Origin of the sequence: Sphingobium sp. AP50, from assembly GCF_900109095.1 — a bacterium.
Taxonomy (GTDB): Bacteria; Pseudomonadota; Alphaproteobacteria; order Sphingomonadales; family Sphingomonadaceae; genus Sphingobium.
Genome location: NZ_FNYZ01000014.1, coordinates 81532 through 108014, shown reverse-complemented (window position 1 = coordinate 108014; position 26483 = coordinate 81532). Strand labels below are relative to the sequence as shown.

The following is a 26483-nucleotide window of genomic DNA, read 5'->3' as shown; positions in this document are numbered from 1 at the left end:
GTTCAGTCCTCCTCGCGGGGGTGCGGCGCCGGAAGACTGATGCGCTCGGCTTCCATGATGGCTCGCCGGATGCGGACCGGCACCGATTTGTAGGATGGGCAGAAGCTTGCCGGGTCGTGGTAGGCGAGGGCTACAAGTGCCTGCGCCTCGGGGTAATAGGCGCCACATGAGCCTTCGGGGAGATCATAGCGGACCGCCGTGAGACCCGGCACGATACGCGGCGGCTCCTCATCGTCGTAGGCAGTTTCCACATCGACCAAGTGGCCATCGGCAAGACCGAGCTTTTTGAGGTCGTGAGAACTGATGAAGAGAATGTCGCGGCGGCCGAATACGCCGCGATAGCGGTCGTCCATGCCATAGATTGTGGTGTTGTACTGATCGTGGCTGCGCATCGTCGTCAGCCGCAGCACCTGCGGATCCTTGACGACCATATCTTCTTCGAGGCCGGGGAAAACGATGAAGTTCGCCTTGCCCGTGGACGTGCGCCACTCGCGGTTGGCGGCGGAGTTTGGCAGCTGGAAGCCGCCAGGCCTGCGGATGCGGTCGTTGAAGGCCTGGAAATCGGGGAAGACCGCTTCGATTTTGTCGCGGATCAGGGCGTAATTGCCGACAAGGGCATCCCAGTCGATCCCGCCACCGTCCTTGAGAGTGGCCTTGGCGATGCCACCGATGATCGCTGGCTCTGACCGCAAGTCAGGTGACGGCGGATTGAGGAAGCCGCGAGAGGCATGGACCATGGACATCGAGTCCTCGACCGTCACCGACTGGGGACCGCTTGCCTGGACATCGAGATCTGTCCGTCCGAGACACGGCAAAATGTATGTTGCCTCGCGCGCAGTCAGCAAATGGGTCCGGTTGAGCTTGGTCGCGATGTGCACCGCGAGATCGACATTGCGAAAGCCTTCGTAACAGGCCTGCGGATCGGGCGCCGCAACGGCGAGATTGCCGCCCAGACACATCACCGCGCGGGCTTCGCCGGAGCGCATGGCGGCGATGCTCTCGACGACCGAATGGCCGATCTCACGCGGCGGCTCGAAACCGAAGGTCGCTTTCAGGCGATCAAGAAAAGCTGCCGCGGGCCGCTCGGTGATCCCGACCGTTCGATCACCCTGGACGTTTGAATGTCCACGCAGCGGGCAGACCCCTGCGCCCTTCCGGCCGATATTGCCTTTCAGGAGAAGGAGGTTGGTGATCTGCTGGACATTGGCCGTGCCAGTCCGGTGTTGGGTGATGCCCATTCCGTAGCAGACGATCGTGGCGTCAGCCGTTGCATAGGCCTGTGCTACGCCCTCAAGCGCGGCACGCGACAGGCCGCTGGCCTGCTCGATCGCCGTCCAGTCGCTCGATTCGAGGTCCGCGCGAAGAGCGTCGAACCCGGCGGTATGACCCTTGATAAATTCATGGTCGAGGATTGCGGCGCGCCCGGCTGCAACCGCTGCATCGTCAAGGACGAGGAGCGCCTTGCTGATGCCCTTGATCGCTGCGGCGTCACCACCGATCCGCACCTGGAGATAGGTCTGCGCGATCGGGACGGATGTCATCGTCGCCATCTCGATGGGCGCTTGCGGAGCTTCGAAGCGCTCAAGCGCGCGCTCACGAAATGGGTTGATTACGATGATCTTCGCGCCGCGCTTTGAGGCATCATGAAGCGAGGTCATCATGCGGGGATGGTTCGTCCCCGGATTGTGGCCGATCGACAAGATCAGGTCGGCATGCTCGAAATCCTCGAGCGACACCGTGCCCTTGCCGATCCCGATGGTCTGCGGCAGCCCGACGCTTGTCGGTTCGTGGCACATGTTCGAACAGTCAGGGAAATTATTCGTCCCATAGCGCCGGACGAACAGCTGGTAGAGGAAGGCGGCTTCGTTGGACGCTCTGCCTGAGGTGTAGAACTCTACCCGGTTTGGATCGTCGATTGCAGCGAGCCGCGCCCCGATATCGGCGAATGCCTCGTCCCAGCTGACCGGCAGAAAGCGGTCGCTTGTAGCGTCGTAGCGCAGCGGGTTGGTGAGACGTCCCTGCATCTCCAGCCAGTGATCCGGCTGCTGCCAAAGGTTCGAAACGGTGGTCTCAGCGAAGAGCGATGGCGCGGCACGTTTCGCCGTCGATTCCCAAGTGATCGCCTTCGCCCCATTTTCGCAGAACTCGAACGACGATGTGTGCTTGGGATCAGGCCAGGCGCAGCCAGGGCAATCGAAACCTCCGGGTTGATTTGCGTGCAGGAGCGTGGCGGGTCCTTGAACCACAATCTGCTGGCGTTTCAGGGTCGTCGCCACCGCCTTGAGCGCACCCCAGCCACCGGCCGGCTCGTCATAGTCGCGTATCCCATCAGGCCGCTTTTCAACCATGGCGGGCGACCCTCCTCATGCCGAGACCGAGGGGACTGCTGCCCGGCGTTCCGGCGTTGCGAGCGACGGGGCTCAAAAAGCAATGGGGATACTTGTGCATACCTCCCTGTCTGACGAACTTTCCAATCCAGCGCAGTCATACGCGAGGATGATCGGAGTAGACGTTCGGTCAATCCATGATGGGCAGACACATGCAAGTCGGCGGCGTTTTTCGTTGCATGCGCCAGCTGCCTCCACTGTGACGGTAGCTTGGGCGCAATGCCTTTCGCCTGCTGCTCCAAGACCGGATTGACCGCCGTGGATGCGGGATCGTTGCCGAGGAGCTGGCCGACGTCGTGGCGGGCTTTCTCGCGACCTGGCCAACCGACATCCCCGTCATTCTTCCCTGAGTTTCTTCACCTCGTCCGCCGTGATGTGGGATGGCACCGATCCGAAGCGGCCCGTCACATAATTGGCGACGGCCGCGATCTCCGCATCAGTGTAGCTCTCGCGAAAGCTCGGCATGAATGCGCGGGGATTACTCGATTTGCCGAAGCCATTGAGAATCATCAGCGCGACGTTGGCAGCGGTCGCGTCGTTGACGGCGCGGTTGTTGGTCAACTGGGCCTCGACGACCAAGGCGCCGCGACCATTCCAGTTGTGGCAGCCCGCGCAGCTACCCGAGAAAATCTTTGCTCCGGTTCCTGTGAACGGCTTTCCCGCCACGGGAGACGTCGGGGCAGGTCCTGCCATCTGAGGCTGTCGTGAGGACGATACCGGCGGTACGGTTCGAAGGAACGTGACCATCGCGGCGATATCGCTGTCGGTCATCTTGCTGAAGCTGAGCTCGACGGCCTCGGCCATCGGGCCGGATGCAACGCCGCGGCCGGGCGCGTGACCCTTCTTGAGATATTCGGCGATTTGCTGCGGTGTCCAGTCGCCGATACCGCTCTTGCGATCCGAACTGATATTATAGGCGTTCCAGCCCTCTGCCGCGCCACCACCGAATTTGCTTCGTGTGTCCATCGCCTGCGCAACCGTGCGCGGTGAGTGGCATTCGCCACAATGGGCGAGGCCTTCGACAAGATAGGCGCCGCGGTTCCATTCCGCGCTGCGCTCCGCGACCGGACGGAAGCCATCGGAGGGTCGGAAGAACGCGCTCCAGAAGATCATCAGCCAACGCTGGTTGTAAGGAAAGCTGAACGCGAGTGGCTTGTTGGCCTGGCGGACCGACGGCACGGTCGCGAGATAGCGCCGGATGGCCAGCACGTCTTCGTCGGTGAGAAGAGCATAGGATGCGTAGGGGAACGCGGGATAGAGGCGTGAACCATCGCGCGAGATGCCCTTGTGGACAGCGCGGATGAACTCTGCGTCGCTCCAGTTCCCGATCCCGGTCTCGCGATCCGGCGTGATATTGGGCGTGTACATCGTCCCGAAGGGAAGTTTAAACGCCCGCCCGCCAGCAAACGGCTTGCCGCCCTTGGCAGTGTGGCAGGCCATGCAGTCCGCCGCTTCGGTGAGATACTTCCCCTTGGTCAGATAGTCCGCGCCGGCAAGCTCCTTTGGCACGCCAGTCACCTTGTCCGCATAGGCGCCAAGGTCGACTTGGGTCCCATCGGCGAACGCCAGTGGACCTGGCAGGAACAGCATCCGCCATGCGATCAGGAGGGCCGCGATTAACATCACGACGCCTGCGCCCGATATCCTGATCTTGGTGGTCCTGGTCACGATCTGATCGATCGGCGCATGTGATGCTGCCGCCCCTAGTTTGATTGGTAGCCTTCATTGCTATGCGCGAGCGTGAGATAAGGCACTTATACGCGGGTTTATGTTCCGTGCCCGCAAGCTACAGTCAGGTTCGATACAAGGCGCGGCGTGAGGCGCTTGGATGATACCCGCGTATAGTTGCTTGGTGAGGGGGGCAGGTGATTACTAACGGCGAGACCCTGGCCAGTGATCGAAACGTGCTGGCGGGCGGATATTCTAGCAAATCGCCGAGGACGGAATGGTCAATTTCGAAGTCAATGGCAAACAGGTTATGGCCGACATCGAGGAGGGCACTCCCCTTCTGTGGGTGCTACGCGATGATCTCGGCCTGACAGGAACCAAGTTCGGGTGCGGCATCGCGCAATGCGGTGCATGTACGGTCCATGTCGATGGCGAGGCCAAGCGCTCCTGCCTGCTTCCTGTAGAGGAGGTCGAAGGCAAGCACGTCACCACGATCGAGGGGCTTGGCGGCGACGGGCTTCATCCGATCCAGCAGCTCTGGATCAAGCATCAGGTGCCGCAATGCGGTTATTGCCAGTCGGGCATGATCATGGCGACGGCCGCCTTGTTTCACGAAAACCAATCGCCCAGCGATGAGGAAATCCTGGCGCGTATGACCAACATCTGTCGATGCGGCACCTATCCGCGCATCCGGGCGGCCATTGAGGAGGCGCGCGCCGGTGCCAAGAAGGTTCTCGCGGCATGAGTGATTTTGCGACCTCGAGGCGCACGTTCATTCGCTCTTCGCTTGCGCTGATCCCCGGATCGCTGATTCTAAGCGTACCGTTGATCGCATCGGGAGCCGATGCAGAGGCCGGATACAAGACCGCCTTTTTGCGCATTACTGACAAGGACGAGATTATCCTCGTGTCGCCTGTGGCAGAGCTCGGCCAGGGAACCTCGACGGCCTATGGGATGGTCCTTGCCGACTCCCTTGACGCGGACTGGAGCCGGATCAGCATCGAGCTCGCTCCGCGCGACGATGCCTATATCAATCCGATCCTCGGTGGCCAGCTCACCGGAGCCAGCACCGGCATGGCGGCGTTCCACCCCGCATTCAAGAAGGCTGGCGAGACTGCCCGAACTATGCTGCTGCAGGCTGCGGCCCAGCGCTGGCGGGTGCCCGTGACACAGGTGCGGACCGAGAGCGGACGTGTTCTTGGTCCGCAGCCTGGGCAAGACCTGCGCTTCGGCCAGCTCGCAGTGGCCGCATCGCGCCTGCCGGTGCCGGCACCTGACAAGATCATCGCGCGTACGGATACGCGCCCTCGTTACCAAGGCAAACGTCTGGGGCGCTTCGATATCCCGTCAAAGGTCAATGGGAGCGCGATCTACGCGGTCGATTTCAAGCTGCCGGACATGCTGTATGTCGCCGTTGCGGCCGCGCCGGTGTTTGGCGGCAGAGCCACCGCGGACAAACGTGCAGATGTGCTCAGGGTCAAAGGTGTGCGCGGCGTCGTGGATCTGCCCCACGGAGTGGCGATCGTGGCCGACCGGTGGTGGACTGCGCGTCGGTGCCTTGAGCTCCTCGAGATCGTTTGGGCCGAAACGCCGCACGATAATGTCAGCTCGCAAAGCATCACCAGCCAATTCGAGCGCGACCTCGCGGCACAGGACGGCATCGTTGTCGAGACGCGGGGAGAGCCCGTCGCCGGCCTGAAAGACGCCGACAGGGTAATCTCTCAGCGATATGAGGTCCCTTATCTCGCACACGCGACGATGGAGCCGATGAGCTGCGTCGCGAAAGTCGAAAATGGCCGGTGCGATATCTGGCTGGGATCGCAGCAGCCAGCCAATGCCTGCGCGGCGGCTGCGCGGGTGCTGGGTATCTCGGAAACGGCGGTCGACTATCATCCGCTTGTTGCTGGTGGCGGCTTTGGCCGTCGACAAGAATTCGACATGGTCGAGCAGGCGGTGATCGCTGCGAAACATTTTTCCCCGCGGCCGGTGAAGCTGATCTGGACGCGCGAGGAGGATGTCTCGCATGACTTCTATCGGCCAGCCGGCATCTCGGAGCTCAAGGCCGGGATCAAGGGTTCGGATATTTCGGTCTATAGCCACCGAACGGTAAGCCCGTCGATCCTGCCTCGGATGTACCCGGTGGCTATGGGCAAGTTCGACTCCGTGGTGACCGACGCGGTCGGCTCGCCCTATGACTTCGATCATGTCGACACGCGTTGGGTCCGCAGTGAGACGCACATTCCGACTGGCATGTGGCGCACGGTCGGGGCCGGTCAGACCGTTTTCGCGATCGAGAGTTTTATCGATGAAGTCGCCCATGATCTCGGCGTCGACGAGTATGAGCTCCGGCGGAACTTGCTGGCGAAGAAGCCTCGGGCGCTTGCGGCGCTCGCGAAGCTGAAAGAGATGGTGGGTGGCTCCTTTGCAACCAGACCTAATGGTCGGGCGATCGGATTAGGCGTTAGCCATAAATGGCAGGACTGCTTTGTCGCGCAGGCCGTTGAAGTTGTAATCCGGGACGGAGCACCGGTTGTCGAGGCGGTCTATTCTGTTGCGGATCCGGGCAAGGCGATCAATCGCGATGCTGTAGTGGCTCAGATCGAAGGATGCGTGATCTGGGGCATGAGCTCTGCACTCTATGGCAAGGTCAGTGTCGCAAACGGGGCCGTTCAGGAAACCAATTTCCACGATTACCGCATGGTTCGCTTCTCGGAGACCCCGCAGTTCCACACGGTCATCATCGATGGTGGTGAGTCGATCGAGGGCACGGGCGAGGGCGGTTCACCCAACATAGCGCCGGCAATCTGTAATGCGATCTTCAAGCTCACCGGCAAGCGGATCCGCAAGCTGCCGATCATGGAGAATTTCGCCTGATTGCCGTGCTCAATTTAGAACCGGAAAGCCCTCGCAGACAGGCATGTCACCGAGGGGGATATCGATCCGGAAGACCGTCCCACGGCCGGATCTCGGCTGCGCGTCGATTACACCGCCATGCGCTTCGATGATTCCCTTTGCCACGGAGAGGCCCATCCCCATTCCGTCTTTCTTGGTCGTGTAGAACGCTTCGAATACCCGGCCGGCATGTTCGCCGAAACCAGGCCCCGTATCCGCGACCTCGATCTGGACGGCGTCGCGACTCTGCTGACCCGATCGGATCTCGATCAGTCGCGCTTCGGTTTGCTCTGCCATGGCCTGAGCGGCGTTGACGATAAGATTGATGATGACCTGCTGAAGCTGGATACGGTCAGCCGCCACGAGCGGAAGATCTGGTGCGAGCGTCTGGATTACATGCGCGCCGAGCCCAGATGCCTGGCGCCGAGTGATATCCACCGACTCCGATATCATCTGATTGAGGTCGAACTCGGACGGGGTCGTTTCCCCTTTGACCGCCATGCGCCGGGTGCGGGCGATGATCTCCGAAGCACGCGTTGCCTCGCTCATCATCCGGCTGATGGCCGCCTTGGCTTCATCGACATCCCTGTCGAGCCAGCGCAGCGCAGCATTGCCGTTCGCCACCACGGCAGCCAGTGGCTGGTTCACCTCGTGGGCGATCGATGCCATCAATTCGCCGAGCGTGGCGACCCGAGCCGCATGGGTCAGATCCGCCTGAACGCGGGCAAGTTCCTTTTCTTTGGCGACGCGCGAACTGATATCGACGAGACCGACGACGACGATCACCTGCTCGTCAGGCCTTTTGGGATAGGCGCAACTGATCAGGATATCGATCGGTGTCCCGTCAGCACGCTCGAGGACGGTCTCGGTCTCGTAGCTCTCGGCGCCGGCAAGATAATTGAGCATCACGCGGTTCCAGGCATCGAGGCTCCCGGCCGGCGACCAGTCGCCCATTGTACGTCCGATAGCGCTTGTTCTCTCGACCCCGAACATCCGGCACGCTTTCTCGTTCAGATCAAGGACTGGGGTGATGTCGAGAACTTTGCGCACCACGCTGAGGTCAGCTTCTATATGGGCCCTCAGATCGGGGACGGTGCCGTCGATCTCGTCCAGGAAACGCCGCATGAACGTGAGATCAATTTCCCAGAAACCGACCGCCGTACCATCAAACACGCTGTGGTAACGGTGCTGTTCGCGGGTCAGGTCGAAGACGAGTGTATGGAAGCCCTCAAAGCCCAGCGGGCCGATGCGTGGCACATAGCGGATGGCGGCGTCACGTGCTGTCCCGTCGAGATAGGGGACGCTTGCCTCGAACGACACCTGCTCGCCGGCCGCCACCCGATCGAGATGCTCGCGACGCATGTCGTAGGCATCCGACCCGAGAAACTCTCGCATATGCAGCCCGACCAAGTCGATAGCCGCACGGCCGTACCAAAGCGCGTGATGATCGTTCGCATAGCGGCAGATATGCTCCGCATCGAAGAACGAGATCAGCGCCGGCACGGCATCACTGGTAGAGCGAACATAGTCGCCACCGTCTATGCGTAGAGATCCATCATCCATCGTTGTGCACCTCCCAGGCAAATTGCCTGGATTGAGCCGCCGATCCGATATTACGGAGCTAAGTCGGCTTCCGCGCATTTCACCTTCAGGGGCAGTTGTCGCACCTCTCTTGAGTCGTGCTTGGTTGTCCCGTCCGCTACTGCGCGCGCTCAGAATAAACTCCTGCGTTTGCCCGACAATTCCTTGGTCGAGTAGGCGCTGGAATCCCTCGACTGGGGGATCGACTTTTGGTTGAAAACAAGACAGCGAGGAGAGCAATTCAGCACGGCTTTCGCTGCGCCCCGGGCCCGCGCGGGGGAGAGGATGCCTACCAAACATGACCGAGATCAAAAAAATACGGATCCTCATCGCGGATGATCACTCGCTGATCCGAGTGGGCGTCGCGTCGGTCGTGAGTATGCAGGAGGATATGGAGCTTGTTGGTGAAGCTGATGACGGCCACGGCGCGGTAGATGAATACCGCCGGCTTCGGCCAGACGTGGCACTGATCGACCTTCAGATGCCGCGCATGAGCGGGCTGGAGGCGATCATTAGGATCCGTCAGGAGTTTCCCACCTCACGGTTGATTGTCCTCACCACCTACGCGGGAGACGTGCAGGCCCTCCAAGCGCTCAAGGCGGGAGCGGCAGGATATTTGCTGAAAAGCACCTTGCGTCACGAACTGCTCAACGTGATCCGCGGCGTCCACGAGGGCGGTTTTCACGTCCCACCCGAGATCGCGAACGACATCGGTATGAACGCCGTCCGGGAGATGTTGACCGATCGCGAGCTCGAGGTGCTGTTGGCCGTATCGCGAGGCCTTCCCAACAAGGGGGTAGCCAGGGAGCTTGGTATCACCGAAGAGACAGTGAAAGCGCATGTGAAGAGTATTTTCGCCAAGCTGGGAGTTGCTGACCGAACCGAAGCCGTCACGGTCGCGGCCCGCAGAGGGATCATCGATCTGACACCAGGCAGCGGTCCGAAACTTTGATGCGAGTGGCGCTGCCTGACGACGGTCAGGAAGCCTGCCGTCAGAACTGGGTGCTGTAATTGTTGAGCCCGTGAGAACGAGCATCCGTGGTGACCTGGTAAGTCTGCGGAATTCCCTCGTCGTCGCGGAAAGACCCGCAACGCCGCTCGAGCACAGCGTAGTAGCAGGCTGCAGCCCTTTCGGATCCGCCCCAAAGGTCGTGCGCGAGATGATCGTACCAGCTCAGCGTTGGCGTAATTCTATGATCCCGCGCCGATTGGCGACCGTGACAGCATGCTTGTGATAGCGAGGCGGAGTTCTGACCCATTCAGCGCGCAAGCTGCGGCCAACGAACCCAAGAAAATCGGCCTTTGCGTTCGATTCGTCGGAAGGCGAAGCGCGCTGGAACCTCGAGACGGATCGACGTACCCTTGCCGTGCTCGCTTTGTATCTCGAGACGGCCGCCGATCCGTTTAGCGCGGTCGGCCATGCCCTTGAGCCCGAAATGCCCGTCGCGACCGTTTTGAAGTACATGCGCGTCGATGCCGGTCCCGTTGTCACAAATGCAAACCGACAAGTGATCGGCATGATAGGTGATGTCAGCGCGAATGTCTGACGCGCGGGCGTGCTGGGCCGCGTTGTTCAGGGCTTCGCGCGCGATCATTGCTGCCTCCTGTGAGACGATGGGCTCGAGGAGACGCTCGTCACCCTGCGTTGCAACGCACAGCTTGGTATGGTCGGCAAGCTTGAGGCGAGCCGCAGCTTCCTCGATCTGCCGGTGAAGGCTGATGACGCGCGCGCTCTTGAGGCCCGCCACCTGCTCGCGGCTTTCGACGAGCGTCGCTTCGGCCTCATCGAGCGTCTCATCGATGACGTGCCGCGTATCGGCATCAAGGTTTGGTTTCATCGAGAGGCTATGAAAGCGGATGATAAGGCCCTGTATGCTCTGGAGCAATGTATCGTGCAAATCCTGTGCGATGCGCTCGCGTTCCGAGAGCTGCACCTGCATCCGTGCGCGGATCCGGTTGGCGACGTAGCGAAGGCGCAGATTGTAGAGGAGCGTCAGCAAGGCGATCGTGGCGGCCGCGCACAGGAGCTTGAAGATTGGCGATTGGATGAACGTCGGAGGGATTGTGAAGCGGATCTCGGCAGGTTGCCGGCTCCAGACGCCATCGTTGTTAGAGGCGATGACCCTGAACCGGTAGGTGCGGGGTGAAAGGTTGGTGTAAAAGGCCTGGCGTCGCGAGCCCGGGTCGACCCAGCCCTCGTCCACCCCGTCGAGACGATAACGGAACTGGTTAACCCGGGCGTTGGTGAGGCTGGCTGCCGTAAAATTGATCGAGAGGTTGCGTAAGCCAGCAGGAAGCGTCGGATTCTTCGGCTCCGCGAGCAACAGGTCGCGCGCTTGAAGAGACGTAATGATGACCGTCGGTGGAACCTTGTTCGAGGAAACCCGGCGGGTGTCGATCTGCATGGCGCCCGTGCGGCTCAAAACCCAAAGCCGACCATCCCTTAGAGCGAAAAAGTGGTTTCCTGGAACATTGAAGGATTGGACGAGCTGCGGCCCGGCTTGGGAATCAAGGAGTATATGGGGAAGCGGCGAACCGGGCTTGGCAAAGGCCTGGTCCAGGTCACGCGTTGCGACGCTATACACGCCGCGCGGCGAAAGCAGCCACGTCCTCCCTGAAAAATCCTCGGTGACATCCCGAATCTGGCTGAGCCACGGATATTGACGCGACCGTAGAACCGCGATCCGGCCATTCTCGACCTTGGCGATCCCCTTGTATCCCGACACAAGCGCGTAGCGCGAACCGCTCGACACGTTGTTGATGAATTCGAGACCCAGTTGGTGTGCCGAGATAACCCGGATTTGCAGACCCGCGACGATACCAAGCTTGAGCCCCGAGAAGTTGAAGAGGACGTTGCCGTCGGGCGTCGAACGGACATCACGGGAGTTATTGACGCCCCATCGTGAGAGGGGAGTCGAGTGCCATCCACGCTGGTCATGCCATCGGATTGCGCCTTCGCCGCCGAGCCACAGGCGCCCGTCCTTGTCCTCGGCACAATCGTAGATGACGGCAGGTGGACCGGGCACTGCAACAGGCGCTTCCACAGCTCGGCCGAGGCGAAAAAGGCGATCCGTATAGGCAAGCCAAATGCCGCCGTTTCTGGCCGGGCAAAAGCGCTGCCAGTCGCCGGCTGGATGAGGCAGGCTTTCGAAGCTCGCGCGATTTGCCGACACCCGAAAGAGCTGACGATTGACTTGGACATAGGCGTCGCCGTTGACGGCACGAACTGAGGTGATCCAATCTCCCGCCGCCGGCTTTGGCAAATTCGGTTCAGGCCCGATCGAGACCGGGCGGAACTGATCCAGTCCCGCTTGGGTGCCGATCCAAACATTACCTTCCCGATCAACCAGCCGCAGTTTCGCGACGTTCGAACTCAACCCGTCACTTTCCTGATAACGCTCGACGAGACCGGGTCGATTTGGATCACCGATACGGAAAATGCCGGCGGTCGAGGTCGATCCCCAGATGGCGCCTGAGCGGTCGAAGGAGATGAACGAAAAGCCCTTGTCCGATACGGGAGGAAAATTAAGCGCCTCCTCGGTTGCTTTGCCATCCTGCGCGATGCTCAGCCGACGCGTTCCTGCTGAATCGGTGACCCAAGTCCGGCCGCTGTTGTCGCTGGCGACGAACGGAAATCGGCCCTTGATCGGCGAATAGACGAAATGATCGCCGCGCGGCGGTAAAATGGCCACGCCCTGCGCGGGGAGAACGCGGTGCGTAGAGGAAAGGACGATCGCGCCGTCAGGCGTCACATGGGGATTATACGACGCCCCCCAAGGCAGCTTGAGTTGCTTACTCATCGGCTGCCAGCCTCGTTTGTCGAGCCGCCACAGGGACTCGCCCGAGCCGCCCCACAGCGCCCACATCGTGCCGCGGGCGAAGAAGAGGCCGGTGATGACCAGCGGCGGGGACGCCATATGGGTGTCCTCGAGCCGACCGTTGCGAAAGACCGCGACGCCGCCGCCACGGTCGTATCCGACATAGATTTCGCCTGTGCCACTCAGCCCGATCATCGTGGGCCTGCTGCCATGATCGGTAGGGCCAGGAGGCGAAGCGATCGACTCGAACTTGAGGCCGTCGAACCGAACGACACCTTCCGCGCCCGCGATCCAGATAAAGCCCTGCCTGTCCTGAACGAGCGCCGAAATCTCAGTGGGTGCTCCGTCATCAGCAAGCCACCGTGTGTGCTTATACCAGCTTAAGTTCGGGGACGCTGCGCGGACGGGTGCCGCAAATCCAAGAAGCAAGGTCGCGAATAGCGCGTCCATTGCGACGAGCAGACTGCCGGTAAGAAGTCGGTTAAAACGGATCGACGCCCATCGGCCCATCGCTTGTTTCGAACCCCGTCGCCCTCAGCTCTCCGGATGCGGAAATGGACTGAACATCGCCGGATAGACGACATGCTCCCGTCTCAGCAACTATACGCGGATATAGGGCGTGGGCGAGGGATTTCTGGAGCGGCGATGAACGAGGGTGGTCTGTTCTTTGCGGGGCGCGCAATGCTTTCCAAGCCGCGCTTTGCGTCGAATGCGAGCCCGTATATCCGCAGGTATGACTTGAGCATCGCGCCAACATGATCGACCTTCCATCAAAGGTCATCGGGCAGCGTTCCGTGATCCTCACGCAAGAACAGGACATGGCCGATGGCAGATCCAATCGAGGTGCAGCTTCTCAATGCGAGCATAGAGCGCGTCTGGAACGAACATGATGACGTCCTTCGCCTGGCTGCGATCGGCGAGATCTACCATCCGTCCGCAACCATCTATGAGCCGGCACGACCCGTCACCGGGCATGAGGCCATTTCTGAGGTCGTAGCAGGGGTTCTTGCAGGCATGCCGCCTGGTTTTCGCTTTGAGGTCACGGGGCCGACCCTCGGTCACCATGGTGTGTCGGTCACGCGCTGGGAGGGTGGACCGCCCGGAGAAGTCACCGTGAGTGGCGCTGACGCGGTCCGCGTCGCTGATGACAAGATCATCGAACACTATTTCTTTTTCGATCCACCGTCTCCGGATGTCTCGGCGGACGGCCTGGAGCCCTGATGGTGCCGGTGACTAACCTTCAAGCCAGTGAGTGAACCTCCCCATGCACGAAAATATCGAAGCCCCAGATGTCACGCCAACCGAGAGGCAGCTCGCTCTTGTTGCCACAGGGCGCGGTCATGGCGATATTCTTCGCCTGATGAGTCCTTCGGATCTCGGTGAGCATCTTAAGCCGTTCGTATTTCTCGACCTCTTCGCGGGCGACATGCGACTAATGCAGGAGGCGATGCCAATCCATCCTCACTCGGGCATCGCAACCGTCACGGTCTTTACTGACGGCGACGTTTGCTTTGATGATCCCCAGGCGGGCTCAGGCCGCCTCGACTATGGCGGCGTGGAATGGATGCGCGCTGGGGGCGGTGTCTGGCACGGAAAAGAGCTCTCCGCCGGGGAGTCGGCAACGATCCAGGGTTTCCAACTGTGGATCGCGCTCCCACCTGAACTGGAAAACGGGCCAGTCGAAAGCCAATATATCGAAGCGAGAGAGGTGCCCGCAGCCGGGCCAGCCCGAGTGATCCTAGGAAAGTATGAGGGCGCGACAAGTCCGGTGCGGGCACCAGACGGTATCGTCTATCTTCTCGTTCGCCTGGGCGCTGGGGAACGATGGACTTTCACTCCGCCTGCCGGCCACACGGTGGGATGGCTCGCCGTGGCGAAGGGCGAACTGCGCTTGGGCCAGGTGGTCCAGCCCGGCCAGATTGCCGTGTTCGAAGAGGGCAGGGAGCCGATCGCGCTGGAAGCAGGGCTAGACGGTTCATCATTAGTCATCGGCACGGCCGAGCCGCACGATCACCCGCTCCATCTCGGCTATTATTCCGTTCATACGTCGGCCGCTGCCCTCGAGGCGGGTGAGCGGCGGATCGCTGAGATAGGAGAGCGGCTCAGTGAGACGGGCGATCGCCGGACAACGACTGGAACGATACCGGTTTACCGGTAGGGAATCGACGTCGTTGCCTATCGCGCTTTGCTGCTGAACCGAAAACTTGCCTCAATTCCTATCGTTCTCGGCTGCAAACGCAGCGCACTGATGTCAGGGTCACGGCCAGCACGCGGCGTAACCAAACGCGCGTCGATCGCCCCCATCTCATTGAGCAGATTGTCTGCAAAAAAAGCGAACGACCATCGATCCCGCTCCAGACCGAGACGAGCATCTACGCGGTCGATCGTGCTGCCTGCTCGATAGCTAGTCGAGACAGTATAGCGACGTGGCGAGCTATGTTGCCAGCTGACGCGGGCGATGCCGTCGATGCCATTCCCGAAAGGACGGCGATAGTCGGCAGAAAAATTGGCGGTAAACCGTGGAACCTCGTCGGCAGCACCGCCTTTGATGATGCCTGTACCTGGGATCATCGCTGCGTATGAGGCGTCGACATAGGCACCACCCGCCGATAGCGCGAGCCCGCGGATGGGCTGGCTTGCCAAGCTAAGTTCGACACCTTTCGATCGCACGCCCTGCGAATTGATTAAGCCGTTGAATCCCGTTGTCCCGATCGGAATGCGGACAGCTTGGTCCTTCCAACGCGAGTAGAAAACCGCGCCTTCAAGGTAAAGCGTACGCCCGAGGAGATCCGCCTTGCCGCCCAATTCATAGGTCCAGATCGAATCCTGCTTGAGCGCCGTCGGCAGTGTGAACCCGGGAACCGTGGCCGCTAGCGTCACGGAGAGCGTCGGCTGGAGCTGTCCTGATCGAAAACCTTTAGCGGCGCTCGCATAAATCGTGGCAGAGGTCGTCGGATGCCACGCAAGCGAGAAGCGTGGATTCCAGGAATGATAATAGTCGCCCGGCTGTGCAGAAACGACGCCGGCGTTGCTTTCCACACCGCGCAGGTGGTCCTGAAAGTATCGCAGGCCGGCGGTAAGGTCGATCGGGGCGTCCGGGAGTGAGTAGGTGGCTTCCCCGAAAACGGCGTGCGAAGTGCTCCGCGTGGTGGAGGCGTTATCAATCCCAAGCGGCGGGAAGCGTACAGGATTGAAGCGATCGGTCGAGCGCTGATAGGCGCCGATCGTCCATTTGAGCCGAGACACGCCATTCGAAGCGAGACGGACTTCGTGGGAGGTGTTGCCTATCTCGTTGCCGACCGTGAGTGTCCCGCCCGCGAATGGGCCGCTTACCGGAAGTGAGAGGTCGAGATGGGAGAAGCCGTAGAAGAGCTCGCCCCAGTCGACATCATATCGTGCGGTTGCCCCATAGAGTGTATATCTGAGCTTGCTTGGCCGATTTCCGGAACCTGATGCAAAACCGTTTTCGTCGCCAATCGGCCCGCCGGCCGGAAAGTCGTCGTTTACTCGCCAATAGGACGCTTGAAACGAAAGCCGCTCGGTAGGATCGAACCGCACTTTGGCGCGCAAAGTATCGTACCGTTGTTTGTTGATGTCGCGCCGGCCGGTAGCGGCATCATCGAGCCAACCAGCATAACGTTCGCGGGTGCCGGCCACTCGGACGGCTAGGACGTTCGGAATGACGGGGACATTGAAAGCGCCCTTGAAACCGGCGTTCGTTCCTCCTTCGTTGATATTCGAGACCAGGCCGCTCGCTTTGATTTCCCAGTTCTCAAGATCCGCCGCTTTTGTGAGAATCCTCACGGTTCCCCCCATGGATCCTTCGCCAAAAATCGTGCCCTGAGGCCCCCGCAGGACTTCGACACGCTCCAGATCCCAGGCGCGGACGTCAGGTGTAATCGGGGTCGTGACGCCCGAAAATGGAAGGTCGTCGAGATAATAGCCGTTTTCATTGGCGCCGAGCGTGGCCGAGATCCCTCGAATGGTGATCTTCGCGGTCCCGTCACCGGAATCGTATGTTCCAACGCCCGGTGCTTGCTGCAGAAAATCGCTCAAGTGGACGACCCCGCGTCGTTCCAAATCGGAGCCATCGAACGCGGTCACTGCGAGAGGGACATCGACGATACGTTCTTCGCGCTTACGGGCCGTGACGACAATATCGCCTCGTGTTGCAACGGCTCCTGCGGCATCAGATCGCCCTTGGCCCAACGCAGATGTCGACAACAGTAGGCCTACCAGACCTAGAGACGAGCGTATCGCTTGCTTCACCATCACCCCTTTGGTCCACACTCTATCACGACAAAGGGATTAGTTTAGCAACAACCGCTTGTGATCGCCCTAATCATTTCGTGCACAAGATAATGAGGTGAAAGGCAGTGCAGAGCCGTGATGTGAGAGGGGCGGGCATCTCCGACCGGCCAGAAGCGCTTGATTCATCGCATCAACCATTGCTTCGAAGCACAGGCTGATCGATGCATGGCGCGCGGGGTACGCCCGTGCTGACGCGAAAAGATCGAGCTTTGGCCATGGACCTGGATCGCTGCGCGTACCGCCAAGGTAGCAAGCGAGCGCATCTCGGGATGCGATTACTTCCTCAAGCGATCGCCCGATCGCATGCGTGCTCATCAGTGCAGCCGACGCTTGCCCGAGGGCACATGCCCTTACCTCCATACCGAGATCCCTTATTCGGACGTGAGGATCTAGCGTAATATCGACGATCACCCTGCTGCCGCAGATTGGCGACCGCCGCTCGGCCGAGCCGTCTGCCATTTCTAGCCGACGATGGTGTGGGATGTTCACCGCGAGCTGGAGGATTTCTGCGCTGTAAAGTGCACTCGCCCTGGTTGTAGGCGCAAGATCAACAGAGCGCATATGAGCTCACGGCGGAATGCCGAGCCTCCGTCACTTCTTCGATTATGATGTCAACGTTCCGGCGGTTGAAGGTCACGAAGAGGTAGTGTTGAGAGGAGGGGGTGCCGACTGGCCGGGCTGTCGGCGCTTTACACCGGAAATCGGCCGGTGCTGTCGGCAAAAATCCTGTCAGTGCGCCAAACCCCCATGCAGACAGCGGCTAGCGAAATTTTGCCAGCCGTAGCGACCGCCCGCGTCGACGAACGTCACCCGAACAGCTTGGTAGCAAGGCGGCCCACCAATTCACCTTGGTGGCGTGCGCCATCTAACTCGATTGTCGAGGGCTGGCGCGAGCCGTCGCTGCCCGCAATTGTCGTAGCGCCGTAGGGCGCTCCACCCACGATCTGCTCGATCGTCATCTGTCCTGAGTGACTGTAGGGTAAGCCGACGATCGTCATGCCAAAATGCAGAAGATTGGTGATGATCGAAAAGAGTGTGGTTTCGTTGCCGCCGTGCTGGGTGCCTGACGATGTGAAAGCCGCGCCGACTTTACCGTTGAGCGCGCCACGCGCCCACAGCCCACCGGCTTGGTCGAGGAAGGCGGCCATTTGGCCCGAGATTCGTCCGAAACGTGTCCCTGTTCCAACAACGATCCCGTCATAATATTCGAGGTCGGCGATCGACGCGATGGGCGCTGACTGATCCAATTTGAAGTGTGCATTACGTGCAAGATCAACGGGTACGGTTTCGGGTACTCGCTTGACGTCAGCCGTAGCACCAGAGGCGCGCACGCCTTCGGCGATTGCGTTCGCCATAGCTTCGATATGCCCATAGCTGGAATAATATAGAACGAGTATTTTTGCCATTTCATCGTCTCCGGAATGGAGCCGCACAACGTGTAGGCTGCGGCTATCAAGGCTTGACTTTATCTGACAATTTCAGCGCCCTGATGCAGCCAGACGCGCGCGTGATCCGGCCATACTTGCGTATGATCGTGAGCATCCACCGCAGGAACCATATCTTATCCGAAGCGATGGCGATCCTCGGCAGGCACCATCAGAAGGTCTTCTTTGACCGCGGCCATACCTAAAGATGAAAGCGCGAGCCGTGAGCATGATTTCGGTGATCTCGCTTGTCAGCAAAAAGCTACTGAAGCCGGATTGCGGAGCGCCAAACTCAGCAAAAGAGCGCCTAATGAAAATTTCCCAGCGGGAACTGACCTGTGCCGGGTCTTCGAGAGACTCGGGCCCGCCGGCACCTTTGAAAGGTCTGTCATGGACATCGTACCCACCAATTCGACCGCAGTTGCCAAACCCGTTTCGTGGATCGCGATAGGTTCGCTTGCGATTGGCGCCTTCGCCCTCGTTACGAGCGAGTTCCTGCCAGTCGGCCTCCTTCCGCAGATTGCGACCGATGTGGGTGTCACAACGGGCGAGGCTGGACTCATGGTCACAATGCCAGGCTTTCTGGCCGCAATAGCCGCGATCCTGACTATCCAATTCGCCGGCCATGTCGATCGACGTCGCGTGCTTACAATCCTGCTCGGATTACTGGTCGCTTCGAACCTGGTAGTCGCGACGGCAGCGAGTTTCCCCCAGCTTCTGGTTGGACGCATGCTGCTCGGGATCGCCGTAGGCAGTTTCTGGACGATCGCCGGCTCTTTGGGACCGCGTCTGAAACCGGGCCCCGACGGCATTCGTGCGAGCGCTCTTATACTTTCGGGCGTATCAATCGGCACCGTCGCGGGCGTCCCCGCTGGCGCACTGATCGGTGACCTTTTTGGATGGCGTGTGGCTTTCGGCGCCGGAGCGGGACTCGCGGGCATGGCGATCGTCGCGCTTGTCAGTCTGCTACCAGCGATACCCGCTGAGCGCAGCAATGGTTTGAGCGAAATCCCTTCGATCCTGCGCGAACCACGCGCGCGGTTGGGCCTGCTTGGCGCGATCTCGATCTTCGTCGGTCAGTTTGCCGCCTACACTTATGTGGCGCCGTTTCTGGATATCAAGGCGGGCATCGCCGGCGGAACGCTCAGCATGCTGCTGCTTGCCAACGGCGCTGCTGGATTCTTCGGCAATATAACCGGTGGATGGCTGTCATCGAAGGACTTGAAGGCATCGGTTGTGCTGACGGGTCTTGTTCTCGGCGGTTCGGTACTGCTGCTGAGCATGTTTGGCACCCACCCCAGCATTGCGGCGCTCTTGGTTGTGGCATGGGGCTTCGGCTTCGGCATGATGCCGATCTCATTGCAAAGCTGGATGTTTAGCGCCGCGCCTGGCAGGCTGGAGGGCATGCAGGCCTTGTTTGTCTCCGTTGCGCAAGCTGCGCTTGGCAGCGGTGCGCTCATCGGTGGGCTGATCGTGGATCATGTCGGCATTACCGGCGCCCTAGTTTTTGGCAGTCTTGCAGCTCTTTGCACCGCCATGCTGCTGGGCATTTTCGGTCGGGCCGCAAAGCCGGGCGCGGCTGTTCAAGGTCTCTGCGACCACCCAGCTTGAATGCCTTGGCACATTAGATGCCCGTCGCGCGACGCGGGGCGGGGCGGGGCAGGCCGATCCTGAGTCCCCGGCGCACATAAATGCCATTCCTATACGTCAGTATGATTTGGAAATCCGCGCGGCTAATTGGCCCACGATCCGCAAGGATTAAACTGTTCCCCTAAGAAAAAGGGAGAGTGATCGTGTTCGACCCTCGCTTTTCAAGGCGTGAACTTATCGGCAGCGGTATCGCCTTGGCGGCGCTCGCAGGAGCTGCGAAGGCTGCAGTTCCCGGTAGCCAGTCAATCACGCCATTCAAGATCAACGTTCCGGATTCTGATCTTCAGTATTTGAAGATGCGTCTCGAAAATACACGCTGGCCTGACAAGGAAATCGTCGATGATCTGAGCCAGGGCGTGCCGCTTGCGCGGATGCGAGCGCTAGCCGACTACTGGCGTACAAAATATGACTGGCGGCGAGCCGAGCGACAGATCAACGCCTTTCCCCAATTCATCACACGGATCGACGGGATCGACATCCACTTCGTCCACATTCGCTCCAAGCATGACGAAGCGATGCCACTGATCATGACGCACGGCTGGCCGGGATCGATCGTCGAACTGCTCAAGGTCATCGGGCCGCTCACCGACCCAACTGCTCATGGTGGTAAGGCATCAGACGCATTCCACCTCGTCCTTCCGACCATCCCGGGCTTCGGCTTTTCGGGCAAACCCACCGAAAAGGGCTGGGGGCGCCACCGCGTTGCGAAGACGTGGGGCATACTGATGGAGAGGCTTGGCTATGCTCGTTACGTGGCCCAAGGGGGCGACTGGGGATCGGTCATCACGCAGGCAATGGGTCAGCAGGCCCCCGCCGGCCTCGTCGCGATACATGTAAACATGCCAGCGACTAAGCCCAAGGTGCTACCGGCCACGTTGACTTCTGATGAAGCGTTGGCGGCCAAGCAAATCGAAACCTTCTACGGCACGGGCGCTGGCTACGCGATTATCCAGTTCACGCGGCCACAGACCATTGGTTATGCGCTGGCGGATTCTCCGATTGGTCAGGCGGCATGGATCTACGACAAGTTCATCGCATGGACCGATAGTGGCGGCGTGCCCGAGCGGGTCCTGTCGGTCGATGAGATGCTCGACGATATCATGTTTTACTGGCTGACCAACGACGGCGCATCGTCCGCGCGTATGTATTGGGAGAATGGGGATCTGAGCTACGACCGAATGGGTGGTGTCAATATCCCGGTCGCTGTCAGTGTCTTCCCTGCAGAAATATATCAAGCTCCCAAGAGCTGGTGCGAACAGTCGTTCCCAAACCTGTATTATTACAACAGACCCGCCAAGGGCGGTCATTTCGCGGCGTTCGAACAGCCCGAGCTCTTCACGCAGGAGATACGCCAGGCTTTCCGCCAGTTCCGCCAACCCGCTTGAGCGTTAGCGACCAGCGATCGGATCGATCATGTGCCTACCACAGACCATTCTTGCGCCCGTAACATCGTCTTCAGGACCGACGAATGCCATCAAGGGTGACATCGACAACTTCGTGAAGCGCCGCGCGCGTGGCCCCACTCGCCGCTTGAACGGCAAGGCCATGAATGACGGTCGACAAGAACCGCGCCACCTTCGCGGGGTCGCCGCCAACGCTCTGGTCGCCAGCTGCCAGCGCACTGCGTATTCGCTCTTGGAGAAGGGGTTCGATCGCAAGGCGCCGCTGGGCCAGCACTTCCCTTATACCGGCAGCCTTGTCGCTGCATGTCAGTGCCCCTTGCACATAGAGGCAGCCGGCGGGGCGGGCGGGATCCGTATCTGCGTCGGCGGTGTCGCGCAGAAGTTTTTCAATCGCCTTGTAGGCGGTAGGCTGATCGAGCGCCGCCTGAACTATGGCTTCGCCGCGCTGGGCATAGAGGCCCACGACGCGCTCGAACAACTGTTCCTTACTGCCGAACGCTGCGTAAAAACTGGGCGGCTTGATACCCATGACAGCAACAAGGTCGCTGAACGTTGCTCCTTCATAGCCTTTCTCGATGAAGATCGGCAGCACCGCAGCTACCGCCTGTTCAACGTCGAACGCTCTTGGGCGACCCATCGCCATAGCTTCCTCCAAACTTATTTAGCTACGGCTACATAATATGCTTGACTCCGAAAGTCCAGCACATATGTAGCGCTGACTACATAACTTGAAAGGATGTACAATGAACCTCCCTCTTGAGGGCAAAGTCGCAGTCGTCACGGGTGGATCGCGTGGCATCGGCGCAGCCATCGTCGAACGGCTTGCCAAGGATGGCGCGGATGTCGCGTTCAATTATTCAAATTCCAAGCAGCGTGCAGACCAGATCGTTGCGAAGGTGGCGGGTCTTGGACGCAAGGCGATCGCCTATAAGGCCGACCAGGGAAGTGCCGCAGATGTGCAGAACTTTATCAAATCCGCGCATGCAGACCTTGGTCGTATCGACATCCTGGTAAACTCCGCGGGGGTGTTCATCACAGGCCATGTCGGTGATCAGGACGCGGACCTCGCCTCGTTTGATCGTCAAATCGATATCAATATCAAGGGTGTCGTTAGCGCAGTACGTGCGGTTACCCCGCTCATGAGCGATGGGGGGCGTATCGTCTCGATTGGCACGACAGGTGCCGAGCGGATCCCTTTCCAAGGGGCGGCTGACTATGTCGCCACGAAAGCGGCGATCGCAGCCTACACACGTGGCTGGTCTCGAGACCTCGGGCCACGAGACATCACGGTCAACATCATTCAGCCCGGCGCGATCAACACCGAGATGAATCCGGAAGACGCGGGACATGCCGACGCGCTGCGCGCGCTGACGTCGCTCGGTCGATACGGCCAGCCACAGGACATCGCGGCAGCGGTCGCGTTCCTGGTGGGACCTGAAGCTGGCTACATCACCGGCTCTACCCTCAACGTCGACGGCGGCCAGATCGCCTGATCCAGCAGTGAGGTGCGCCCGAGGCGCACCTCCGCAATTCCAAAGGAATGTTTTGGTGGCAAAAATAATCGAGATAAGCGCGAACGGTGGTCCGTCAGTCCTTGAGGTTAAGGAGGCAGGTGTCGGCGCGCCCGGTCATGGTGAGGTTGGCCTGATCCAGGAAGCGATCGGGATCAATTATGTCGACGTGCTCGTACGAAAGGGGCTTTATCCGCTTGCGCTACCAGCCATTCCCGGGTTCGAAGGCGCAGGAACCGTCGACACTGTTGGATCTGAAGTAACCGGCTTTGCTCCGGGCGATCGGGTCGCGTATTTCTTCGCCAAAGGCGCTTACGCCACCGCGACATTGGTACCAGCAAATACTCTGGTCAGACTACCAGACGACATATCGAGTGAAGTCGCGGCCACGTTTCTCGCGAAAGGCCTGACTGCGTGGATGGGTCTTCGAGCACTCCACCAGGTCAGCGCGGGCGACAAGATACTAGTCCTGGGCGCCTCTGGAAGCGTTGGCTCAATTCTTTCGCGATGGGCCAAATCACTGGGCGCTACGGTGATCGGCGTGGCAGGTTCCGCCGGAAAGCTCTCCAAGGTCCAAGCCGGTGCGACGCATGCACTCTTGGCAGGCGATCCGGATATCAGCGCGACAATTCACCAGATCGCTCCCGCTGGCGTCGATGTAGTTTATGATTTCGTCGGTCAGGCGACCTTTGCTCTGGCGACCGCGGCGGTTCGCGACGGCGGCGTTATTGCGACAATCGGCGCGGTGACAGGCCAACCCGCGCCGGAGGACAGTGATCTTGTTCAGCGCGGGGTTCAAGTCCGCGGCGGCGGGATGCCGCAATATGTTCGTGGGGACACCGTCGAACAAGCCACCAACGAATTGTGGGACGCAATTCGCAAGGGACTCTTTGCCGACCTTGATACCGTCCGCTTCGCCTTCGAAGACATCGCCAAAGCCCACGAAGAGATGGATGCCAGGCGTCTTAGCGGTTTGCCGGTCCTGATTACCTGATCGAGCGCCGGAGGTGCGGGCGGCCCGCATCTCGCCGGTGCTGCTGCGGGTGGGCCGACAATCCTACCCCAGCCCAACATATCGGAGTGCATGCCATGAAAACCACTTTTACCGCTTTAGCCCTTCTCTACACCATTGCCGCATCAGGCATTGCTTATGCCGACGCACCGAATTCGCCTCCTGACAATTCGGTTGTCCAGGAGCTGAAAGGCTTCACACATCATTATGCTCAAGCGAATGGCATCCGGCTGCACTATGTCTCGGGAGGCTCCGGCCCCACGGTGCTGTTCATTCACGGCTGGCCTTATTCCTGGTACGAATGGAAGGACGTTCTCCCCAAGGTGGCAGCTGCAGGATATCGGACGATTGCGATTGATATGCCGGGCTATGGTGATAGCCAGTGGCCCGACAGGGGCTATGATAAACGATCGATCGCAGAAGACATTCATCAGCTGCTGGGGCAGCTCGGGGTGAAGGAATTCTACCTTGTCGGTACTGATATCGGTACGATGGTGTCCTACTCCTATGCAGCCGCCTACCCCCAAACAGTCAAAAAGCTTGTCATCTCCGAATCTTTGATTCCTGGCTTTGGCTTGGAGAAAAGCATGGATCCGGATGTACAGGGCTTTTGGCACTTCGGCTTTCACCGCCAGTGGGAGATGGCTAGCGAATTGATCGAAGGCCAGGAATATTACTACCTGAACACGATCGCATGGACCGCCGGTTACGGGAATGCCGGCGTCACTGATGAAGACAAAAAAGTCTATATGCGCACATTCGGCGCGCCCGGTGGAATGAAAGCCAGCTTTGGCGTCTATTCTACACTGTACGAAGACGGAAAGTACAACCGTGACCAGCTTGCTAAAAATGGTAAGCTGAAAATGCCAGTTCTTGTTCTCAATGGTGACAATGGTATTCCACAGCGTTTGCTTCTGCCAGGCGTAAAGGACGTGGCGGTCAATGTTACATCTGGATACATAAAAGACAGCGGCCATGCGATATCAGAAAATCAGCCTGGTGAAGTCGCGGCAGCGGTTCTCAACTTCATAAAAAAATGATCAGCAACAGGCTGGGCAGCGAAGTACGGTTAACGCTGCCCAGCCCGATGATTTAGACGCCGCAACAGAGCAGCGGTCCTTCGTACAGACCAATCATTCTCGCGGCTGAGTTCTACGCCAGCCAAGATCATCGACCCTTCCGCGGCCACTTTCGAGGGTGAGGAGGGGGTGTGGGATCGTGAAAATGAGCTTTCCAAACCCACGCTTGAGAGTTCCAACAGCGACAAAATCGCGGTGTATACCGAGGATTCACGGCCAGTTCTTCGAACGTTTTCGGCGCGGACTAGCGAGTGTCGCATTTGCCATTGGTGGATGCGCGCTGACGATCGCGGGGTTGCCTGCCACCGCGCGTGCAGGGCAGACGAGCGACGGAACGGCCGAAGTCCCAGACAGCTCAGTCAACCAATTCTTGCCAAAAGCAGAAAACGCCAGGACCCCCGTTCGCGAGGGCGCGATCTTGCTGCAGGACAATCCGGACGCCTCCGGCAGGACCCTAGGAAAAGCCGCCGCAACCGGCAATGCTGGAGCCTTGGGCGACTGGTTCGGCGTGAAACCAAAAAAAAAACTCCGTGAGCTGGGGATCGAGGTCTCCGCCCTCGACATCAACGAAGCAGGTCTGATCTACTCTGGCGGCAAACGGTCCTCGCCGGCCGTAGCTGGGCAGTTTATGCTCACCTTTGATGCCGATATGGCGAAACTCGCAGGAATGCCTGGAGGGCGCGTTCGGTTTGGAATTAACCGACGTTACGGGGTTGGCCTTGACCCCCATGCGGGACTTCGCACGCTTCAACCCACGATCGAAGTCCATGGGCGCGGCAACGTGCTGAGACTCACCACATTATGGTACGAGCAGTCTTTCGCGGGGGATACGGTACGTTGGAAAATCGGCCGATCGAACCCAGGAGAGGATTTCGCGACCTTCTCCTGCGATTTTATGAACGTCACATTCTGTGGTTCGCAACCAACCGAAATCCTTGATCGATACTGGGTCGCATCACCAATCTCGATGTGGAGCACGCGAGTACGCGTTCAGATGAGGGCGCTGTACGCGCAGATTGGCGCTTATGAGATCAACCCCCGCAACCTTGATGAGCGGTTTAGCCTAGGACACCTTCATGGCGCGACCGGCGTTCTGATACCGGTCGAGGCGGGCTGGACCCATGGCGGTAATGGGGACGGTCTGGTGGGTGTAGTGAAAGTCGGCGCGTTCGTCAGCACGGCCGATCAGCCAGACGCTCTCCTGGACAAAGACCATCGGCCCGTACCCCTCACCGGCCAAGCAGCTTTGCTACGCGAAGGAAGCTCAGGTTTTTACTTGAGTATAGAACAGCAGGTTACGGGGCGTACCGCCAATGGCCAGGCGATCTCCGGCGTAACTTTATTCTTCAACGGTACCAAAGGAGATCGTAGGACGGCACGTATTGAGGATCAAATGTCCTTTGGCATGTTTCTGTGCGGTCTGTTTGCGCCAAGGGACACGATCGGTTTGGCGGTTGGGCGCACTCACATCAACCCCCGCTTCGCTGAAACAGAACGGCTTTCGGGTAGAGAGGCACCTCGCTCGGAATATGCGGTAGAGTTCAATTATAAGATGCGGCCAGTGACCTGGCTCGCAATACAGCCGAGCCTGCAATGGGTGAAACATGCAGGAGGATACCAGTCCTCCAAGAATGTCGCATTCGCCGGTGTGAAGACGGTCCTTACCTTCTAGCACGGGTTCGCCAGTATTTGGTGAGCCAGCGCCCTACGCGCAGGCCTATGAAGCAGGCGCTCTTCATACTCACGA

At 59.8% G+C, this 26483-nt stretch carries 19 protein-coding genes; 11 read left to right on the top strand and 8 right to left on the bottom strand.

Annotated features, from left to right (window positions below; genetic code table 11):
- Positions 1 to 2 precede the first annotated feature (2 nt).
- Together BMY84_RS19960 and BMY84_RS19955 are read right to left on the bottom strand one after the other, a co-directional pair.
- Entirely contained in the window at positions 3 to 2348 is a 2346-nt protein-coding gene (locus tag BMY84_RS19960; protein ID WP_093085999.1) for an FdhF/YdeP family oxidoreductase, read from the bottom strand.
- Positions 2349 to 2723: 375 nt separating this feature from the next.
- Positions 2724 to 3977, bottom strand: coding sequence for a c-type cytochrome (locus BMY84_RS19955; protein ID WP_256215324.1), 1254 nt, complete (start codon positions 3975 to 3977; stop codon positions 2724 to 2726).
- A gap of 355 nt (positions 3978 to 4332) precedes the next feature.
- Here BMY84_RS19955 and BMY84_RS19950 point away from each other — a divergent pair, with 355 nt between their 5' ends.
- Together BMY84_RS19950 and BMY84_RS19945 are read left to right on the top strand one after the other, a co-directional pair.
- Positions 4333 to 4800, top strand: coding sequence for a (2Fe-2S)-binding protein (locus tag BMY84_RS19950; RefSeq protein ID WP_093085996.1), 468 nt, complete (start codon positions 4333 to 4335; stop codon positions 4798 to 4800).
- Positions 4797 to 6929, top strand: a complete 2133-nt coding sequence (locus BMY84_RS19945; protein WP_093085994.1) for a xanthine dehydrogenase family protein molybdopterin-binding subunit — start codon at positions 4797 to 4799, stop codon at positions 6927 to 6929. Before BMY84_RS19950 ends, BMY84_RS19945 begins: the two co-directional genes overlap by 4 nt.
- Before the next feature lie 9 nt (positions 6930 to 6938).
- Here the strand turns inward: BMY84_RS19945 and BMY84_RS19940 are convergent, their stop codons facing one another.
- The gene (locus tag BMY84_RS19940; protein WP_177204095.1) at positions 6939 to 8510 is read right to left on the bottom strand and encodes a PAS domain-containing sensor histidine kinase; all 1572 of its coding nucleotides are present in this window, start codon (positions 8508 to 8510) and stop codon (positions 6939 to 6941) included.
- Between the two features lie 316 nt (positions 8511 to 8826).
- Between BMY84_RS19940 and BMY84_RS19935 the strand changes: the two genes are divergently transcribed.
- Positions 8827 to 9480 (top strand): response regulator, encoded by a 654-nt coding sequence (locus tag BMY84_RS19935; RefSeq protein ID WP_093086085.1) that lies wholly within the window; start codon positions 8827 to 8829, stop codon positions 9478 to 9480.
- A 307-nt stretch (positions 9481 to 9787) separates the two neighbouring features.
- On the opposite strand, the gene BMY84_RS19930 is transcribed toward BMY84_RS19935, so the two are convergent.
- Positions 9788 to 12541 (bottom strand): sensor histidine kinase, encoded by a 2754-nt coding sequence (locus BMY84_RS19930; RefSeq protein ID WP_177204094.1) that lies wholly within the window; start codon positions 12539 to 12541, stop codon positions 9788 to 9790.
- A 630-nt stretch (positions 12542 to 13171) separates the two neighbouring features.
- On the opposite strand from BMY84_RS19930, the gene BMY84_RS19925 reads away from it, so the two are divergent.
- Positions 13172 to 13567, top strand: coding sequence for a nuclear transport factor 2 family protein (locus BMY84_RS19925; protein ID WP_093085989.1), 396 nt, complete (start codon positions 13172 to 13174; stop codon positions 13565 to 13567).
- Between the two features lie 43 nt (positions 13568 to 13610).
- Complete coding sequence (locus tag BMY84_RS19920) at positions 13611 to 14504, top strand: pirin family protein (protein ID WP_093085988.1); 894 nt, start codon at positions 13611 to 13613, stop codon at positions 14502 to 14504.
- 17 nt (positions 14505 to 14521) lie between these two features.
- Here the strand turns inward: BMY84_RS19920 and BMY84_RS19915 are convergent, their stop codons facing one another.
- The 3 genes from BMY84_RS19915 to wrbA form a co-directional block, all read right to left on the bottom strand.
- Positions 14522 to 16618 (bottom strand): TonB-dependent receptor, encoded by a 2097-nt coding sequence (locus tag BMY84_RS19915; RefSeq protein ID WP_093085986.1) that lies wholly within the window; start codon positions 16616 to 16618, stop codon positions 14522 to 14524.
- Between the two features lie 66 nt (positions 16619 to 16684).
- Positions 16685 to 17218, bottom strand: a complete 534-nt coding sequence (locus BMY84_RS19910) for an iron-sulfur cluster assembly scaffold protein (RefSeq protein ID WP_143075103.1) — start codon at positions 17216 to 17218, stop codon at positions 16685 to 16687.
- Between the two features lie 245 nt (positions 17219 to 17463).
- On the bottom strand, positions 17464 to 18063 hold the full coding sequence (gene wrbA / locus BMY84_RS19905) for an NAD(P)H:quinone oxidoreductase (RefSeq protein ID WP_093085985.1): 600 nt from the start codon (positions 18061 to 18063) through the stop codon (positions 17464 to 17466).
- Between the two features lie 204 nt (positions 18064 to 18267).
- Here wrbA and BMY84_RS19900 point away from each other — a divergent pair, with 204 nt between their 5' ends.
- Entirely contained in the window at positions 18268 to 19692 is a 1425-nt protein-coding gene (locus tag BMY84_RS19900; protein ID WP_143075102.1) for an MFS transporter, read from the top strand.
- Positions 19693 to 19874: 182 nt separating this feature from the next.
- Positions 19875 to 21116 (top strand): epoxide hydrolase family protein, encoded by a 1242-nt coding sequence (locus tag BMY84_RS19895; RefSeq protein ID WP_218146993.1) that lies wholly within the window; start codon positions 19875 to 19877, stop codon positions 21114 to 21116.
- 70 nt (positions 21117 to 21186) lie between these two features.
- Here BMY84_RS19895 and BMY84_RS19890 read toward each other — a convergent pair whose 3' ends face one another.
- Entirely contained in the window at positions 21187 to 21726 is a 540-nt protein-coding gene (locus BMY84_RS19890; RefSeq protein WP_218146992.1) for a TetR/AcrR family transcriptional regulator, read from the bottom strand.
- 151 nt (positions 21727 to 21877) lie between these two features.
- Here BMY84_RS19890 and BMY84_RS19885 point away from each other — a divergent pair, with 151 nt between their 5' ends.
- The 4 genes from BMY84_RS19885 to BMY84_RS19870 all read left to right on the top strand — a co-directional run bounded on the left by BMY84_RS19885 (position 21878) and on the right by BMY84_RS19870 (position 26408).
- Positions 21878 to 22627 (top strand): SDR family NAD(P)-dependent oxidoreductase, encoded by a 750-nt coding sequence (locus tag BMY84_RS19885; protein WP_093085980.1) that lies wholly within the window; start codon positions 21878 to 21880, stop codon positions 22625 to 22627.
- A 55-nt stretch (positions 22628 to 22682) separates the two neighbouring features.
- Positions 22683 to 23639, top strand: coding sequence for a zinc-binding dehydrogenase (locus BMY84_RS19880; protein ID WP_218146991.1), 957 nt, complete (start codon positions 22683 to 22685; stop codon positions 23637 to 23639).
- 95 nt (positions 23640 to 23734) lie between these two features.
- Positions 23735 to 24697, top strand: a complete 963-nt coding sequence (locus BMY84_RS19875; protein WP_093085979.1) for an alpha/beta fold hydrolase — start codon at positions 23735 to 23737, stop codon at positions 24695 to 24697.
- Positions 24698 to 24881: 184 nt separating this feature from the next.
- The gene (locus BMY84_RS19870) at positions 24882 to 26408 is read left to right on the top strand and encodes a carbohydrate porin (RefSeq protein WP_093085977.1); all 1527 of its coding nucleotides are present in this window, start codon (positions 24882 to 24884) and stop codon (positions 26406 to 26408) included.
- Positions 26409 to 26483 lie beyond the last annotated feature (75 nt).